The sequence below is a fragment of the Pseudomonas canadensis genome (genome assembly GCF_030980095.1).
GTDB classification, from domain to species: domain Bacteria; phylum Pseudomonadota; class Gammaproteobacteria; order Pseudomonadales; family Pseudomonadaceae; genus Aquipseudomonas; species Aquipseudomonas canadensis.
This window is the reverse complement of sequence record NZ_CP133298.1, coordinates 5,409,603-5,425,184: the sequence shown is the minus strand read 5'-3', so window position 1 is coordinate 5,425,184 and position 15,582 is coordinate 5,409,603. Positions and strand designations below refer to the sequence as shown.

At 58.5% G+C, this 15,582-nt stretch carries 14 protein-coding genes and 1 other RNA gene; 6 read left to right on the top strand and 9 right to left on the bottom strand.

The window, feature by feature from the left end:
• Window positions 1–19: 19 nt before the first annotated feature.
• The 6 genes from RB216_RS25230 to RB216_RS25205 all read right to left on the bottom strand — a co-directional run bounded on the left by RB216_RS25230 (window position 20) and on the right by RB216_RS25205 (window position 7,284).
• The gene (locus RB216_RS25230; protein ID WP_308908018.1) at window positions 20–1,045 is read right to left on the bottom strand and encodes a hypothetical protein; all 1,026 of its coding nucleotides are present in this window, start codon (window positions 1,043–1,045) and stop codon (window positions 20–22) included.
• 112 nt (window positions 1,046–1,157) lie between these two features.
• Window positions 1,158–1,409 carry a DUF6124 family protein gene (locus RB216_RS25225; protein WP_308908017.1) on the bottom strand — a complete coding sequence of 84 codons (252 nt, stop codon included), beginning with the start codon at window positions 1,407–1,409 and terminating at the stop codon, window positions 1,158–1,160.
• 382 nt (window positions 1,410–1,791) lie between these two features.
• Window positions 1,792–2,188, bottom strand: a transfer-messenger RNA (tmRNA) gene (gene ssrA / locus RB216_RS25220).
• A gap of 104 nt (window positions 2,189–2,292) precedes the next feature.
• Window positions 2,293–2,571 carry a PA2433 domain-containing protein gene (locus tag RB216_RS25215; RefSeq protein ID WP_010206635.1) on the bottom strand — a complete coding sequence of 93 codons (279 nt, stop codon included), beginning with the start codon at window positions 2,569–2,571 and terminating at the stop codon, window positions 2,293–2,295.
• Between the two features lie 150 nt (window positions 2,572–2,721).
• Window positions 2,722–5,532, bottom strand: coding sequence for an FAD-binding and (Fe-S)-binding domain-containing protein (locus tag RB216_RS25210; RefSeq protein ID WP_308908016.1), 2,811 nt, complete (start codon window positions 5,530–5,532; stop codon window positions 2,722–2,724).
• Between the two features lie 57 nt (window positions 5,533–5,589).
• Window positions 5,590–7,284, bottom strand: a complete 1,695-nt coding sequence (locus RB216_RS25205) for a lactate permease LctP family transporter (RefSeq protein WP_028617984.1) — start codon at window positions 7,282–7,284, stop codon at window positions 5,590–5,592.
• Window positions 7,285–7,535: 251 nt separating this feature from the next.
• Here RB216_RS25205 and RB216_RS25200 point away from each other — a divergent pair, with 251 nt between their 5' ends.
• Window positions 7,536–8,303, top strand: coding sequence for a GntR family transcriptional regulator (locus tag RB216_RS25200; protein WP_028617983.1), 768 nt, complete (start codon window positions 7,536–7,538; stop codon window positions 8,301–8,303).
• Between the two features lie 35 nt (window positions 8,304–8,338).
• Here RB216_RS25200 and smpB read toward each other — a convergent pair whose 3' ends face one another.
• A complete protein-coding gene (gene smpB, locus RB216_RS25195) occupies window positions 8,339–8,821 on the bottom strand; it encodes an SsrA-binding protein SmpB (protein WP_005791513.1) in 483 nt (160 codons plus the stop codon).
• Between the two features lie 168 nt (window positions 8,822–8,989).
• Here smpB and RB216_RS25190 point away from each other — a divergent pair, with 168 nt between their 5' ends.
• On the top strand, window positions 8,990–9,424 hold the full coding sequence (locus RB216_RS25190) for a type II toxin-antitoxin system RatA family toxin (RefSeq protein WP_005791512.1): 435 nt from the start codon (window positions 8,990–8,992) through the stop codon (window positions 9,422–9,424).
• Window positions 9,417–9,719 carry an RnfH family protein gene (locus tag RB216_RS25185; RefSeq protein WP_028617981.1) on the top strand — a complete coding sequence of 101 codons (303 nt, stop codon included), beginning with the start codon at window positions 9,417–9,419 and terminating at the stop codon, window positions 9,717–9,719. The genes RB216_RS25190 and RB216_RS25185 overlap by 8 nt, the downstream gene beginning before the upstream one ends.
• Window positions 9,720–9,782: 63 nt before the next feature.
• Here the strand turns inward: RB216_RS25185 and RB216_RS25180 are convergent, their stop codons facing one another.
• Window positions 9,783–10,310, bottom strand: coding sequence for an outer membrane protein assembly factor BamE (locus tag RB216_RS25180; protein WP_078050224.1), 528 nt, complete (start codon window positions 10,308–10,310; stop codon window positions 9,783–9,785).
• A 98-nt stretch (window positions 10,311–10,408) separates the two neighbouring features.
• Here RB216_RS25180 and fur point away from each other — a divergent pair, with 98 nt between their 5' ends.
• Window positions 10,409–10,813: a ferric iron uptake transcriptional regulator gene (gene fur / locus RB216_RS25175; RefSeq protein WP_003194220.1), complete on the top strand. Its 405-nt coding sequence runs from the start codon at window positions 10,409–10,411 to the stop codon at window positions 10,811–10,813.
• A gap of 85 nt (window positions 10,814–10,898) precedes the next feature.
• On the opposite strand, the gene recN is transcribed toward fur, so the two are convergent.
• Window positions 10,899–12,572 carry a DNA repair protein RecN gene (gene recN, locus RB216_RS25170; RefSeq protein WP_308908015.1) on the bottom strand — a complete coding sequence of 558 codons (1,674 nt, stop codon included), beginning with the start codon at window positions 12,570–12,572 and terminating at the stop codon, window positions 10,899–10,901.
• A 254-nt stretch (window positions 12,573–12,826) separates the two neighbouring features.
• On the opposite strand from recN, the gene grpE reads away from it, so the two are divergent.
• On the top strand, window positions 12,827–13,387 hold the full coding sequence (gene grpE / locus RB216_RS25165; RefSeq protein ID WP_028617978.1) for a nucleotide exchange factor GrpE: 561 nt from the start codon (window positions 12,827–12,829) through the stop codon (window positions 13,385–13,387).
• A 102-nt stretch (window positions 13,388–13,489) separates the two neighbouring features.
• Window positions 13,490–15,406, top strand: coding sequence for a molecular chaperone DnaK (gene dnaK, locus RB216_RS25160; RefSeq protein ID WP_028617977.1), 1,917 nt, complete (start codon window positions 13,490–13,492; stop codon window positions 15,404–15,406).
• The last annotated feature ends 176 nt before the right edge of the window (window positions 15,407–15,582 follow it).

The following is a 15,582-nucleotide window of genomic DNA, read 5'->3' as shown; positions in this document are numbered from 1 at the left end:
TGGTTTTTTGTAAGGTCGGTCAGGGAGCCATCAAGCTAGGCAGTGCGGCTTGACCTTGCGGGCTCAGCACGGGCTGCAGTTGCTCCCAAGTGAAGCTCAGCTCGTTATCGCAGCCATCGCCCTGAGCGGGTGTCGACAGTTGCAGCCCTTGGGTGTTGAAGCTCAAGTCGAACGAGGAATAGCTGGTCACGGCTGGGCATCCTTCGTCCGTGGTGGTCTGCTTGGCCAACCAGGTGCTGAAAGCGGCCGGCAGTTTGACCTGGCCCGAATAGGGCGTATCCCATTCCTCATGGCCGCCCAACCACGTCCAAGGGTCGACTTTTTCACCGGTTTGCAGGTTCCAACTGTGCAGGCCCCAACTGATTCCGCCGCGCCCGTACCCCGCCGACCAGCGATAGAAACGCACGGTGACCCACTGTGATGACCAGTAGAACGGTTCCACCGTGATCTCGCTGGTCGTGGTGCTGCCGCCCTGGTCCAGTGAGTTGCGCCGCTCTCTATAAAAATCGGTCTGGCCATCCGGATTGATGGCCATGCGTGCGAGATCCCGGTTGATCTTATCGATGGCTTCCCCGTCGCCCTCGAGTTTCAGGATGACCTGCCCGCCTTGAGTCTTCACCTGATAGGCGTGTTCGGCGAAGGTCTTCTTCTCGACCTTCACCGCAGGCGGCGTCGCCTCCAGCGGGTTGTTGTAGGTGTCGCTGGCGCAACTGTCCGTGTCCGCACGCTTGAGCGTCAGCACCAGGCCTTTGCCGCCCAAGGCTTTGCTCCAGGTGCCGGTCAACGTATCGCCCTGCGGGTCGTCCAACTGCCAGAAACCGGTTTGGCCTTCTTCCACCCAGGGCTCGCTGGCGTTGGCTTGGGTCAGTTGAATGGGCGTAAGAATCCGTTGGTAGTAATAACTGCCATTGGCGCCGTGGGCACCGTTGAAACAGACGGTGATCGCGGATTTGCCCAAGGTGCCCGTCCAGACACCGGCCAGGTTGGCGGCGGTTGCGAGCAGAGGGGCGCAGGCGAGGGCGAGAGCGGCGAGTGGCTTGAACACGGGTATCGGACTTCCGGATGTCTGATAGAGGAGAGCAGGGTAATCGCAAGTGTGGCGGGATTCCAGACGCACAACAAAAGGCCGAGTCGCTGAACGCGTCTCGGCCTTTTTGTTACTGGAATGTTTGTGTGTCTTGGGTGAGGACCAGCACGCGCTCGACCAGCAGTTCGCCCAGCACGACCAGTTGCTGGGTGGCCAGCAGCTTGTGACGGTGTGCGCCCTCGAGTTCGAAAGCCAGGTCGGTGGTCATGGCGTTGAGGGAGGCGAGGGTTTCGCTGGCTTGGATTAGCAGAGCTTCGGGGGAGATGTCTGGGGCGAGGGTGAAGAGGGTTGCGGAGGGGGGATTGGGGGTGATCTTTTTCATGATGAAGCTCCCACACTGTTTAAGGAGCTACCGCCCCCTGCTGTCAAACAGGAATGGGTGGCAGCTGTACGCGGGTTGACAGACCGGAAGTGTAGGAACCCGGCGCACCCGAAGATGCCCCACGCACAGCCGCCATGAACGAGGCGGAGTGCGTCAAGCATGCCGTCTTATCAAGGGGTGTGAAAGGTTACACTTTTCGGCCTGTCAAAGCCGGTCGCTGATGAGCAGCGACTGGGGGAAGTTAGCGTTGTGGCGGGGGTTGCGCCAGTTCATCAAGGGCGCGGTAGCTTGAAGGAAAATTCTGAAGGTCCGTCCTGTCGGGCTTTCCAAACCCTAGAAACAACAGAACCCGCACTAGGCGGGTTCTGTTGATGCTTCGAATTGGTGGAGCCGGGGGGATTTGAACCCCCGTCCGCCAGTACTCCGCTGTCGGTACTACATGCGTAGCCGTTTCTATTAAGTTAACCCTCAGCGACCCGAAGGGCAGGGTGCTTTGGGCGAGTTGTGTAAGTTTTAGCCGCTTCGTCCACAACGTACTGCACGGCGATTCTGTTCTATATGACAATCACTTTGGGTTTACAGACATCCCCTGGTGATTGCTGGACCCGAAGGTACCAGAAGCTCAGGGCTAAGGCTGCTTACGCAGCGAGAGCGAATTCCTGGCCGTAGTTTTCGTCATTGGCAACTATAAGAAGTTGCAACAGTGGATTTACGAGTTCTGTTACCAACTCGGCATGCACCTAAAGTTTCGCAACCGGCGTCGAATCCTAAACGGCCCCGTGCTTGTAACTCGTTGTTTCATAGTGAGTGACAAGCCTTTGCAGTGTACGCCAAACCGTCACGGAAGGCCAACCCGAAGGTTGGTCTTCCGTGACTGAGCAGCCTATTGGCCACCTTTTTCGCTGTTCTGCAGGTCTTGCAGCGCCTTCGAGGTGATCTCGATGCACTTTTTGTCATCGCCCGCGGCGTGGGCCGCTTTGGCTTGGGAGACGGCAGTGTCTATCTCGCCGCTTTTGCCACTGGTGTCAGTGGCGAGCAGCGCTTTGCCGTTGTTGATTTTGTCCAGATTGATTTTGCACAAATCTGGCTCGCCCGCAGCGAATACAGGGGAAGCCAGCATCGCAGCAGTAATGAACAAGCCAGCAAGAGCGGAACGCTTCATAGGGTATCTCCTTGCACAAAAGGGCTCGACGCTGCTGGCGTTCAACGGCTGCCAGCGACATCACTGATGAGCCTCGTTTGTCGAGGCCTATGCAGATGACTACGCCGGCGCGCGAGGGTTCTGTTTTTATGCAGGTTCATTTTTGCAGGATCAGTGAGCGCGGGCTTGAGTGACGCGGTCAACCAGGTAGACCAACCCGTGATAATCAATACCGCCATGCTGGCTCAGACCGATCTCGCAGGTGCGGCTGGTGGAGATGCCTTCGCTGCAGTATTGCACCGCGTCCTTGAGGGTGCGCAGTGAGTGGGCGTTGAGTTCCGGCGTGGTGAAGCCCTTGTCACCGGCAAATCCGCAGCAATGGATGCCTTCAGGGATGACCACGCTGTTGGAACAGCGTCGAGCCAGATCGATCAGCGCCTGGCTCTCACCCAGGTGTTGGGTGCTGCAGGTGACGTGCACGGCGATGGGGGCTTCCTGAGGTGTGAAGTCGAGACGGTCCATCAAGTGGGTGCGGATAAAGCGCACGGGATCGTAGAGGTCCAGCCGCGTTTCGCCCAGGTCCTGCACGAGGCGCAGGGTGCAGGGGCTGGTGTCGCAGTAGATCGGATCGAGCCCTCCACGGCTGGCGTGAAGTAGGGCGCCGATCAGTTCCTGGCGCTTGTGTTCGGCCTGTTCGGCGTAGCCCTTGGAAGCGAAAGGCTGGCCGCAGCACAGGCTGTCCTGATTGTCGGGGAATACGACTTGGTAACCGGCTTTTTCCAGCAGGCTGCGGGTTTTGTCGTACAGCGACATCTGTTCCTTATCCCCCGCTGCAGGGCCCATGGCGCGTGAAACGCAGGCGGCGAGGTAGACCACCCGTGGTCGTTCGTCCGTCACCGCCGGGCTGAAACGGATAGCTTTTTCCGGTTGCGGCATGGCGTTGGTCCACTGTGGGATTTGCCCCTTGGACAGCTTGGTCACGCTGGCCGATAGCTTCGCCAGGCGCGGTGCGCCGAGCAGCATGCGGGCGCCGTTGGCCACATGCAGGGTAAAGCGCGCGCCTTGCAGGGCGGTGGAAAAATGGGTGGCGAGCCATTCGGCGGTTTTCGTGCTGTTGGCGTCACGGCTGCGCAGTTTTTTCACCAGGTCGCCGGTATTGATTCCTACAGGGCAGCGTTGAGCGCAAAGGCCGGTCGCGGCGCAGGTGTCGATGCCCTGGTAGTGATACGCGGCTTCCAACTCAGTGGTGTCGACACCGGTGCGTTTCTTCGCCTGGATGTCGCGCCAGATCACGATGCGCTGGCGCGGGCTCAAGGTCAGGCCTTTCGACGGGCACACCGGTTCGCAGAATCCGCATTCGATGCACTTATCCACAAGCTCATCAGCGGCGGGTAGCGGCTTGAGGTGCTTGAGGTGGATTTGCGGGTCTTCGCTGAGCACCACGTCCGGGTTGAGAATGCCGTTGGGGTCGAGCAGGCGCTTGAGTTGCCACATCAATTGATAGGCGTCGCTGCCCCATTCCAGTTCCACGAACGGCGCCATATTGCGCCCGGTGCCGTGTTCAGCTTTAAGCGAGCCTCCAAACTCGACGGCCACCAGTTGCGCCACGTCGTCCATGAACGCTTGGTAGCGTGTGACTTCTTCCGCGCTGTTGAAGCCTTGGGTGAACACAAAGTGCAGATTGCCTTCCAGCGCGTGTCCGAAAAGGATCGCCTCGTCGTACTGATGTTTGTCGAAGAGCGCGATCAAGCGATTCACGCCGATTGCCAGTTGCTCAACCGGGAAGGTCACGTCTTCGATGATCACGGTGGTGCCGGTTTTGCGCACGGCGCCGACGGCGGGAAAGGTGTCTTTACGGATCGCCCACAGGCGGGCGTTTTCCACAGGGTCTTCGGTGAAGTCGACCTGTTTCTCAACCGGAAATTGAGCCAGGGACGCCATGATCAGCGCCAGTTGCTCATGCAGCAAAGTCGATGATGCCGCGCGGGACTCGATCAACAGGGCGCAGGCATTTTCCGAAAGTTGCTGTACGAAAGCCGGCATGCCTGGCTTGTTTTGTACCGAGCGCATGCTGCGTCGGTCCAGCAACTCGACGGCCGAGACTGGCTGGGTTTTGAGCACGGTGACCGCGTTGCAGCAGGTCTCGACATCTGGAAACACAATCAACGCAGAGGCTTTATTCGGGTGGTCTATGACGGTGTCGTAGGTGACCGCGCTGATAAACCCAAGGGTGCCCTCGGAGCCCACCAGCAGATGGCTGAGGATATCCAACGGCTCATCGAAATCCACCAGGGCATTCAGCGACAGCCCGGTGGTGTTTTTCAGACGGTACTTGTGGCGAATCTTGGCCGCTAATTCGGCATTGGCCCGCGTCTCGCGACCCAATGTCGCCAGCCGCTCAAGCAGCGCGCCGTGTTGTTCACGAAACGCCTTAACGCTGGTGGCGTCTTCAGTATCCAAGCGGCTGCCGTCAGCCAGTACCAGGCGTATGCCGGCCAGCGTGTGGTAGGTGTTCTGCGCGGTGCCGCAGCACATGCCGCTGGCATTGTTGGCGACGATACCGCCGATCTTGCAGGCGTTGATCGACGCCGGGTCCGGCCCGATCTTGCGCCCGAACGGCGCCAGCCACGCATTGGCCTGGGCGCCGATCACGCCGGGTTGCAGGCGGATTTGCGTGCCTTGCCCGCGAATCTCGCGGCCATTCCAGTTGTCGCCCAGCACGATCAGTACCGAATCGCTGATGGCTTGCCCGGACAGGCTGGTGCCGGCGGCGCGGAAGGTCACCGGTACGTGGTCGCGCTGAGCCAGTTGCAGCAAGGCAACGACTTCGTCTTCTGACTCCACGCGGATCACCAATTGTGGGATCAGTCGGTAAAAGCTGGCGTCAGTGCCGAAAGCGAGTGTGGAAAGGGGGTCGTCGAAACGTCGATCTTTCGGGATCAGTTGTGCGACGTCGCTCAGGAAAGCAGCAGGCAGGCTCATCGGTCCTCCAGAAATAGCTGACGCCGGAATCGTATCCGGCGGCATTACGTGCAGGTCTTAGTGCACCAGCATACCGGTGAACCAGTAGGCCTGGGCCAGGGTGATCAGCCCGACGATGGTGGCGAAGAACAGGCTGTGCTTGAGAGTAAAGCGGAACAGGTCGGACTCCTTGCCCACCAGGCCGGTAGCGGCGCACGCCACAGCGATGGATTGAGGCGAGATCATTTTGCCGGTGACGCCGCCGCTGGTGTTGGCGGCGACCAGCAGGGTGTCATTGACGCCGATCTGGTGCGCGGTGGTGGCCTGCAGGGAGCTGAACAGGGCGTTGGATGAGGTATCAGAGCCTGTCAGGAAAACCCCCAGCCAGCCGAGGAACGGCGAGAAGAACGGAAAGGCTGCGCCCGTGCCGGCCAATACCAGTGCCATGGTCGAAGACATGCCGGAGTAGTTGGTGACGAAGGCGAAGGCCAACACCATCCCAATCGACAGGATCGGCCAGCGCAGTTCGTAGAAGGTCTCTTTTAAAGTGGTAAGACCAGTCTTGATGTCGATTTTCAGTACCAGCATCGAGATCAGCGCGGAGAAGAAAATCGCAGTGCCGGTCGCCGAAATCGGGTCCAGTTTGAACACGGCCGGAATCGCGGTGGGGTTGGTCACGATCGGCGCGACCTTGATCACCAGTTGGTCCAGGTGTGGGATTGCGAAGTTGAATACCCAGCTGTACATCGAGCCCCCGGCAGCAAACATCGCCTTGAACGGCTTGAGGGTCCAGATGGTGACCAGCACGGTGAGAATCAGGAACGGCGACCAGGCCTTGAAAATCTGCCCGAGGCTGTAGGGCGAGACGATGGTGTTGCGTGGCAGGCCGAAACCGCCGGCACTGGCGGTGACCGCCGCGCTGGAGGTGGCGCCGGCGATTTGTGCGCCTGCGGTGCGTTTTGGCTGCCAGACTTTCAGGAACAACGTCAGGGAAATCAGACTGGCCAGGGCCGAGGTGATGTCCGGCAGTTCCGGGCCGATGAAGTTGGAGGTGAAGTATTGGGTGACGGCAAAGCTCAAGCCTGCGACCAGCGCAGCGGGCCAGGTTTCACGCACGCCGCGCACGCCGTCCATCATGAACACCAGCCAGAACGGCACGAACAGCGACAGCAGCGGCAGTTGGCGACCGGTCATGGCGCCGATCTTGAATGCGTCGATGCCAGTCACCTGGCCCGCAACGATAATCGGGATGCCCAGCGCCCCAAAGGCCACGGGGGCAGTGTTGGCAATCAGGCACAGGCCGGCGGCGTACAGCGGGTTGAAGCCCAGGCCGACCAGCAGTGCAGCGGTGATTGCCACGGGGGCACCGAAACCGGCGGCACCTTCCAGGAAGGCGCCAAAGCAGAAGCCGATCAACAACACTTGCAGGCGTTGGTCGTCGGTGATCGACAGAACCGAGCTGCGGATGATCTCGAACTGACCGCTTTTGACCGTGAGTTTGTAGAGAAACACCGCCGCGACGATGATCCACGCGATGGGCCACAGGCCGTAGGCAAAGCCGTAACCGGCGGCGGCCAGTGCCATGTCCACCGGCATCTGGAAGGCGAAGATCGCCACCAGGATCGACAGCGCCAAGGTGATGCTGCCAGCCACATGGCCTTTGAGGCGAAACACGGCCAGGGCGAGGAAGAAGAATACGATCGGAATAACGGCCGCCAATGCGGACAGGCCGAGGCTGCCGAGCGGGCTATAGAGCTGTTGCCAGGTTTGCATAGTGGGGTGGCCCCTGATTGTTGTTGTTTGGTCAGCTTGGATAATTGGTAATACCAATTTACAATCGCTGTGGGCTAGAGTAAAAGCCTTGGTGGGGGTGTGTCAATTTGCCGCCCGCGAAACTTTGGTCGTAAGTCGGTAAGCAGGGTGTGCTGATCGGCTGAAACGAAGGCGTTCTGATAGGTGCTGCAAGTGCTGCGATAGGCGAGAATAGAGCCCCGGCGAGTGGTCGGGATGGTGGAGAGTGAGTGATGGGGTTTGATCAGGTGCGTCAGCGCCGCTTGTCCGATGACATTGTCGAGCAGCTTGAGGGCATGATCCTTGAGGGCACGCTGAAGTCGGGTGAGCGCTTGCCCGCCGAGCGTGCGTTGGCTGAGCAATTCGGGGTATCGCGTCCTTCTTTGCGGGAGGCGATCCAGAAACTGTCAGCCAAAGGTTTGCTCGTCAGCCGCCAGGGCGGTGGTAACTACGTGGCTGAATCATTGGGCTCGACGTTCAGTGACCCGCTGTTGCACCTGTTGGAGAACAACCCTGAGGCTCAGCGTGATCTTCTGGAGTTTCGTCAGACCCTTGAGGCCTCTTGCGCCTACTACGCCGCGTTGCGCGCGACGGAGGTTGATCGCGAGCGTCTTACGGCTGCCTTTGAAGCGCTACAGGATTGCTACACCCGGTCCGATGAGGTGAGTCGGGCCGAGGAGGGCGCAGCGGATGCGCGGTTTCACTTGGCTATCGCCGAGGCCAGCCACAACGCGGTGTTGCTGCACACCATTCGCGGTCTGTTCGACCTGCTCAAACGTAACGTGGTGACCAACATCGGCGGCATGTATCAGCAGCGAACGGAAACCCGCGACATGCTGATCAGTCAGCACCGGGATCTGTACCTGGCGATTATCGAGGGGCGCGCCGAGCAGGCACGGGAAGTCTCAACGCGTCACCTGCTGTATGTGCAGGAAGTGTTGGAAGAAGTGCGTCAGGAAGTTCAGCGCGTGGCGCGTGCGGAGCGGCGCAAGGGGATGTAGCCGAGGGACCTCCCAAGGCTACATCACAGCAAGGATCAGTCTTCCTTGCCCTTGTTGCGCACGGCGCGATGCAGTTCGCGATTGGAGTCGCGCTCGCGCTCGGTATCGCGCTTGTCGTATTCCTTCTTGCCCTTGCCCAAGGCAATCTCGCATTTGACCAGGTGCTTGCTCCAGTACCAGGAAAGGCAGACGCAGGCGTAGCCCTTCTGCTGTACGGCGGCGGCGAGCTTTTCCAGTTCGCGGGCATTGAGCAGCAGCTTGCGCGTGCGCACCGGATCGGCAATCACGTGAGTGCTCGCAGTGGTCAGCGGGGTGATATGACTGCCAAGCAGCCATGCCTCGCCATCCTTGAGCAGCACGTAACTGTCGACCAGTTGCAGCTTGCTGGCACGCAGACTCTTTACTTCCCAGCCGGCCAGGACCAGACCAGCCTCGAACCGATGTTCGATGAAGTAATCGTGTCGCGCCTTTTTATTTTGCGCGATGGTCCCTGTGGGGTGTTTCTTTTGTTTAGCCATAGGGGCGGCATTATAGGGAGTTGCGAGCCTGTCGGCTACGGTCAACCTGCGTGCTTGAGCGTGTTGGACGAATCCCGGACAATGCGGGCAGTTCTCTGGTTTTTTTCTTTCGCGGATCGGGCTGTTCTTCCGCGATGTTTGCTGCTCAGCTGTGGAAATGACGCACACATGACGACGCATATTCAACGTTCAGCGCTGCTGCCCTATCCGGCACAGGCGCTCTATGACCTGGTCAACGACGTGGCGCGTTACCCGGAATTCCTGCCGTGGTGCTCAACGGCCGAGGTGCTGGAAAGCAGTGATGAGCACATGGTCGCCAGTGTCGGGGTCGCGAAGGGCGGCCTGAGCCAGCATTTTGTGACGCGCAATGTGCTGGTGCCTGGGAAATCCATTGAAATGAATTTACAGGAGGGGCCGTTTACCCAGCTCCACGGGGTATGGGTATTCAAGGCCTTAACGGACAAGGCCTGCAAGATCAGCCTGGACCTTTCCTTTGATTATGCGGGGCCTATCGTGCGCGCGACGTTGGGGCCTTTGTTCAATCAGGCGGCCAATACCCTGGTGGATGCATTCTGCCAGCGAGCCAAGCAACTGCATGGTTGAGATTGAGGTGGTGTACGCCGGCGTGGATCGTCAGGTTCTATTGGCGGTGACGGTGCCAGCCGGCACTAGCCTGCGTTCGGCGGTGCAGGCGTCAGGTATTGCAGCGCAATTCCCTGAGTTGGATCTGGCTGGCTGCGTTTTGGGTATATTCGGCAAAGTGGTCGCGGACGCTGAAGTGCGTTGTGTGCAGGCGGGTGATCGCATTGAGATTTACCGCCCCTTGCTGGCGGACCCAAAAGAAATACGCAGGTTGCGCGCAGCCAAGGCGGCGCTGGCCAAGCAACAGAATTCATAGGTCGGCCAAATGGCAGGCAACAAAAAGCCCGGCATGCCGGGCTTTTTGTTGAGCGTCGCAAAATTACTGCGGGCTGGTATCCAGAGGCTGTGGCGTCGGGACGGGAACCGTTTCCACGCCGTCGACGTCTTTCTGGATCTTGTCGAGCAGAGAGCCTGGCTTGGCCGGCACTTCGGACTTCGGCTTCTCGCCTTCCTGCGCCGGCGCAGTGACGTTGGTGCCATTGTCTTTGCCAAGCAAGGCTTCATCACGGCTTACGCCGGGCATGAAGTCGCCGGACAGGCTGACAAGCTGGTCATTGCCATTGAAAACGACGCTGACGCGCTCCTGTTGGCGTTCACCGCCACCAGGCTGCAGGCTGTAGAGATAATCCCAGCGATCGGCATGGAATGTGTCGGTCAGCAGGGGGTTACCCATGATAAACCGTACTTGCCGTCGGGTCATTCCGGGGCGTAACTGGTCTATCATGTCCTGCGTGACGACATTGCCCTGCTGGATGTCGATTTTGTAAACCCCGGGGAATGAACAACCGGCGAGTGCGAGCAGTCCCACAAAGGTGAAACTGGTTAGCAAGAGCTTGGTGTTTTGCATCGGTGGGCGACTTCCACTATCTTGGCTGGGACAACGTAAACGCCGATCATACCCGTATTAAGAGAAGCTGCGAAGCAGCATCCGCGAGAAAGCTAACCATGGTTGAAAATAGCGAACTACGCAAAGCCGGTCTCAAAGTGACTCTGCCACGAGTCAAGATTCTACAAATGCTCGATTCTGCTGAGCAGCGTCACATGAGTGCCGAGGATGTCTATAAGGCGCTGATGGAGTCTAACGAGGACGTCGGCCTGGCCACGGTTTACCGTGTACTGACCCAGTTTGAAGCCGCAGGGCTGGTGGTTCGTCATAATTTCGACGGCGGTCATGCAGTATTTGAACTGGCTGACGGTGGTCATCACGACCACATGGTTGACCTGGATACCAATGAGGTTATCGAGTTCACCAGTCCGGAAATCGAAGCGCTGCAGCACAAGATTGCTGAGGAGCATGGCTTCGATCTGGTTGACCATAATCTGGTCTTGTACATCCGTAAGAAAAAGTAACAAGCGCTGCAGATTCGCGCTGCAAAATGATCGAAGGCGACCTCAGGGTCGCCTTCGTGCTTTCTATAGAGGCGAAATTATCCGGTCAGGCCTTCGCGGCCACGACCATTTTTTTCGCGTGCGCCAAGGACTCCTTGGTCAAGTCGATCCCGCCGAGCATGCGTGCCACTTCTTCAACGCGTTCCGACTTATTCAACTTGGACACGGCTGTGTGTGTTGCATCACTGCCGCGCACCTTGTGCACAAACAGGTGCTGATGCCCCTGGGCTGCCACCTGTGGCAAGTGGGTGACCGTCAGTACCTGGCCACGATCCCCCAGGCGCCGCAACAACTGGCCAACAATTTCTGCCGTCGGCCCACCGATCCCCACATCGACTTCGTCGAACACCAGCGTTGGCACCCGTGAGGTTTGCGCAGTAATCACCTGGATGGCCAGGCTGATTCGCGACAGTTCACCGCCGGAGGCCACTTTTGCCAGTGCCTTGAGCGGTTGCCCGGGGTTGGCGCTGACCAGTAGCTCGACCTGCTCCAGCCCGTGGGGCTGCAGTTCGTTACTGGCGTTGGTGCGCAATTCAATGGTGAAGCGACCGCCGGGCATGCCCAGGCGTTGGATCTCCAGCTCCACTGCGCCGGCCAGGCTCGTCGCTGCTTGCTGGCGCAAGTCGCTGAGTTCGCGCGCCTTCTCTTGGTAATGGCGAGCGAAAGAGGCGAGCTCGTCGCCCAGGCGCTCGATGGATTCATCGTTGGCGTTCAGGGTCTCGATTTCATCCAGCAGCTTTTGCTGCATCGTCGCCACTTCGGTGGGCTGGATGCGATGTTTGCGCGCCAGGGTATAGATAGTGTCGAGGCGTTCTTCTATGTCCTGAAGACGTGCGGGGTCGGCATCGAAGTGGTCCAGGAAGCGATTCAGCTCACCGACGGCTTCCTCTACTTGAATCTGTGCGCTGGTGAGCAAGGTCGTGGCCTCGCTCAGTGAGCCGGAGGCGCTGTTTACGCTAGAGAGGCGATTGAGGCTGGCGGTCAACGCGTTAAGTACATTGCCGGAGTCACTCTCACTGCATTGCTCTACCACTTGGCGGCAAATGCCCAGCAAGGTTTCCGCGTTGGTGAGGTTCTTGTGTTCCTGCTCAAGCTGCTCCAGTTCGTTTTCGCCCAAGCCCAGACTTTCCAGCTCTTCGAGTTGATAGCTGAGCAATTGATGTCGAGCTCGTTGTTCATCGCCAGAGTTGGAGAGTCGCTCCAGCTCCTGGCGAGTCTGGCGCCAGCGCTGGGCGGCGAGTTGCACCTGTCGGGCAAGGTCTGTGGCGCCAGCGTACTCATCAAGCAGGCGGCGATGGGTATCGGTTTTCAGCAGGGACTGGTGTTCATGCTGGCTGTGGATATCGATCAGCAGTTCGCCCAGGGCTTTTAGGTCGCCAAGCGGGCAGGGGGTGCCATTGATATAGCCGCGGGACCGACCTTCCGCTGTGATGACCCGCCGAAGGATGCACGGGCCTTCATTATTAAGGTCGCGCTCGGCCAGCCAGGCCTCTGCCTCGGGAATATCCGCCAGGTCGAAGGTGGCCAGGATGTCGGCCTTGTCCGCACCGGGGCGTACCACGCCGCTGTCGGCGCGATCACCCAGGGTCAAGCCCAGGGCGTCGAGCATGATCGACTTGCCGGCGCCGGTTTCGCCTGTGATTACGCTCATCCCACGATCCAGCTCGAGATCCAGGTGTTCAACAATGGCGTAGTTATGTACGGACAGGTGCACGAGCATGACGGCCGCTCCCAGGCTTTAGGTCTGGTTATTTATACAGTGTTTTATCTGAGGCTGACAATCCTGGTGCTTAGCTCGATTTGCTTGAACGCGGCTTTTTTTAAGCGCAACCAGGAATGACCAAGCAGGAATTGATGAAGGTCAGTCGAAAGACTTTTGGTAACGCTTGCGCCCTTGAACCTGGAAATTGTGGCCCCATATACCCGAACAGAAGCGCGAGTTGAGTTCGCGCATGATTTTGAAAGGAGAAAACTATGGCTGACGAACAGACGCAGGATACGCAAACTCCAGACGCCAATTCGGCTGTCGGCGATGAGCTGGCGACTCGTGTGCAAGTGCTCGAAGAGCAATTGGCCGCTGCGCAGGACCAGTCTTTGCGTGTTGCCGCTGATCTGCAGAACGTCCGCCGCCGTGCCGAGCAGGATGTAGAAAAGGCTCACAAGTTCGCACTGGAAAAATTCGCCAATGACTTGCTGCCGATCATCGACAGTCTGGAACGTGGCCTTGAATTGTCCAACCCGGACGACGAAAACATCCGCCCGATGCGCGAAGGGATCGAACTGACCCTGAAAATGTTCCAGGACACCCTGAAGCGTTATCAGCTGGAAGCAGTCGATCCACAAGGCGGCGAACCGTTCAACGCTGAGCATCATCAGGCCATGGCCATGCAGGAAAGCCATGACCTGGAGCCGAACAGCGTGCTCAAAACGTTCCAGAAGGGTTATCTGCTCAATGGTCGCTTGCTGCGCCCGGCGATGGTCGTAGTGAGCAAGGCGCCTGCACCAGTTTCGCCTTCTATTGATGAGCAGGCTTGAAATACGCTGCAAAGCCCCCATCTATAAGTCAAGCGTTTAAGTGCTACCGCAGTTAGCCACCACTGCTGCGGCAACCAAATTCAAGTTTCGGGAGAGTAAATCATGGGCAAAATTATCGGTATCGACCTGGGGACCACCAACTCCTGTGTCTCCGTCATGGAAAACGGCAAAGCCAAAGTAATCGAAAACGCCGAAGGCGCGCGTACCACGCCGTCGATCATTGCTTACGCAAATGATGGCGAGATCCTCGTTGGTCAGTCGGCCAAGCGCCAGGCTGTCACCAACCCGCACAACACCCTGTACGCAGTAAAGCGTCTGATCGGTCGTAAGTTCGACGAAGAAGTCGTGCAGAAAGACATCAAGATGGTGCCTTACAAAATCGCCAAGGCTGACAACGGTGACGCCTGGGTAGAAGTAAATGGCAACAAGATGTCGGCACCGCAGATCTCGGCTGAAGTCTTGAAAAAGATGAAGAAGACCGCCGAAGACTACCTGGGTGAAGCTGTGACCGAAGCGGTGATCACCGTTCCGGCTTACTTCAACGACAGCCAGCGCCAGGCGACCAAAGACGCCGGCCGCATCGCGGGCCTGGACGTAAAACGTATCATCAACGAACCAACCGCAGCTGCTCTGGCTTACGGTATGGACAAGGCCAAAGGCGACCACACTGTGATCGTTTATGACCTGGGTGGCGGTACTTTCGACGTGTCGGTCATCGAGATCGCTGAAGTTGATGGCGAGCACCAGTTCGAAGTGTTGGCCACCAACGGCGACACCTTCCTGGGTGGTGAAGACTTTGACATTCGTCTGATCGACTACCTCGTTGACGAATTCAAGAAAGAAAGCGGCATGAACCTCAAGGGTGACCCGCTGGCGATGCAGCGCCTGAAAGAAGCTGCTGAGAAAGCCAAGATCGAGCTGTCCTCGAGCATGTCGACCGACGTGAACCTGCCGTACATCACTGCAGATGCCACCGGTCCTAAGCACTTGAACGTGAAGATCTCCCGCGCCAAGTTGGAAGCTCTGGTTGAAGACCTGGTTCAGCGCACCATCGAACCTTGCCGCATTGCGCTGAAAGACGCTGGTATCGACGTTGGTTCCATCAACGACGTGATCCTGGTCGGCGGTCAGACCCGTATGCCGCTGGTTCAGCAGAAAGTGACCGAGTTCTTCGGTAAAGAAGCACGTAAAGACGTGAACCCGGACGAAGCGGTTGCCATGGGTGCTGCCATCCAGGGCGCGGTATTGGCCGGTGATGTGAAAGACGTGCTGCTGCTGGACGTCAGCCCGCTGACCCTGGGTATCGAAACCATGGGCGGCGTAATGACTGCGCTGATCGAGAAAAACACCACGATTCCTACCAAGAAATCGCAAGTGTTCTCGACTGCCGATGACAATCAGGGCGCCGTGACCATCCATGTGCTGCAAGGTGAGCGTAAGCAGGCTGCTCAAAACAAGTCCCTGGGCAAGTTCGACCTGGCCGAGATTCCACCAGCACCGCGTGGCGTGCCGCAAATCGAAGTAACCTTCGACATCGACGCCAACGGCATCCTGCACGTCGGCGCGAAAGACAAGGCGACTGGCAAAGAGCAGAAGATCACCATCAAGGCCAACTCCGGTCTGTCTGATGAAGAAATTCAACAGATGATTCGTGATGCTGAAGCCAACGCTGATGCGGATGCCAAGTTTGCTGAGCTGGCTGGCGCCCGTAACCAGGGTGATGCACTGGTTCACTCGACACGCAAAATGGTCGCTGATGCTGGCGATAAAGTGACGGCTGAAGAGAAGACCGCCATCGAAGCTGCTGTAGTTGCCCTGGAAGCCGCTGTTAAAGGCGACGACAAGGCCGCTATCGAAGCCAAGATCGAAGAGTTGTCGAAAGTCTCTGCACCGGTTGCTCAGAAAATGTACGCCGAACAAGGTCAGCCAGCTGACGGTGCTGCGCAACAGGCAGAGCCTGAAGCCAAGCACGACGATGTTGTCGATGCCGAGTTCGAAGAAGTCAAAGACCAGAAGTAAGTTGGTCGCCCGGTTGACCGCTATCAAGCGGTGACTGGTAGGATGTCGCCGCGCGGGAGCTTGCTCCCGCGTTGGCGTGTCTGGGGTATGCGAATTTTTACAGCATGCGACAGTGTTCGGATGCTGGCGGTGTGATCGGGAATGCTCCTGCTTTCCGAGCAGTAAATACCGCACTT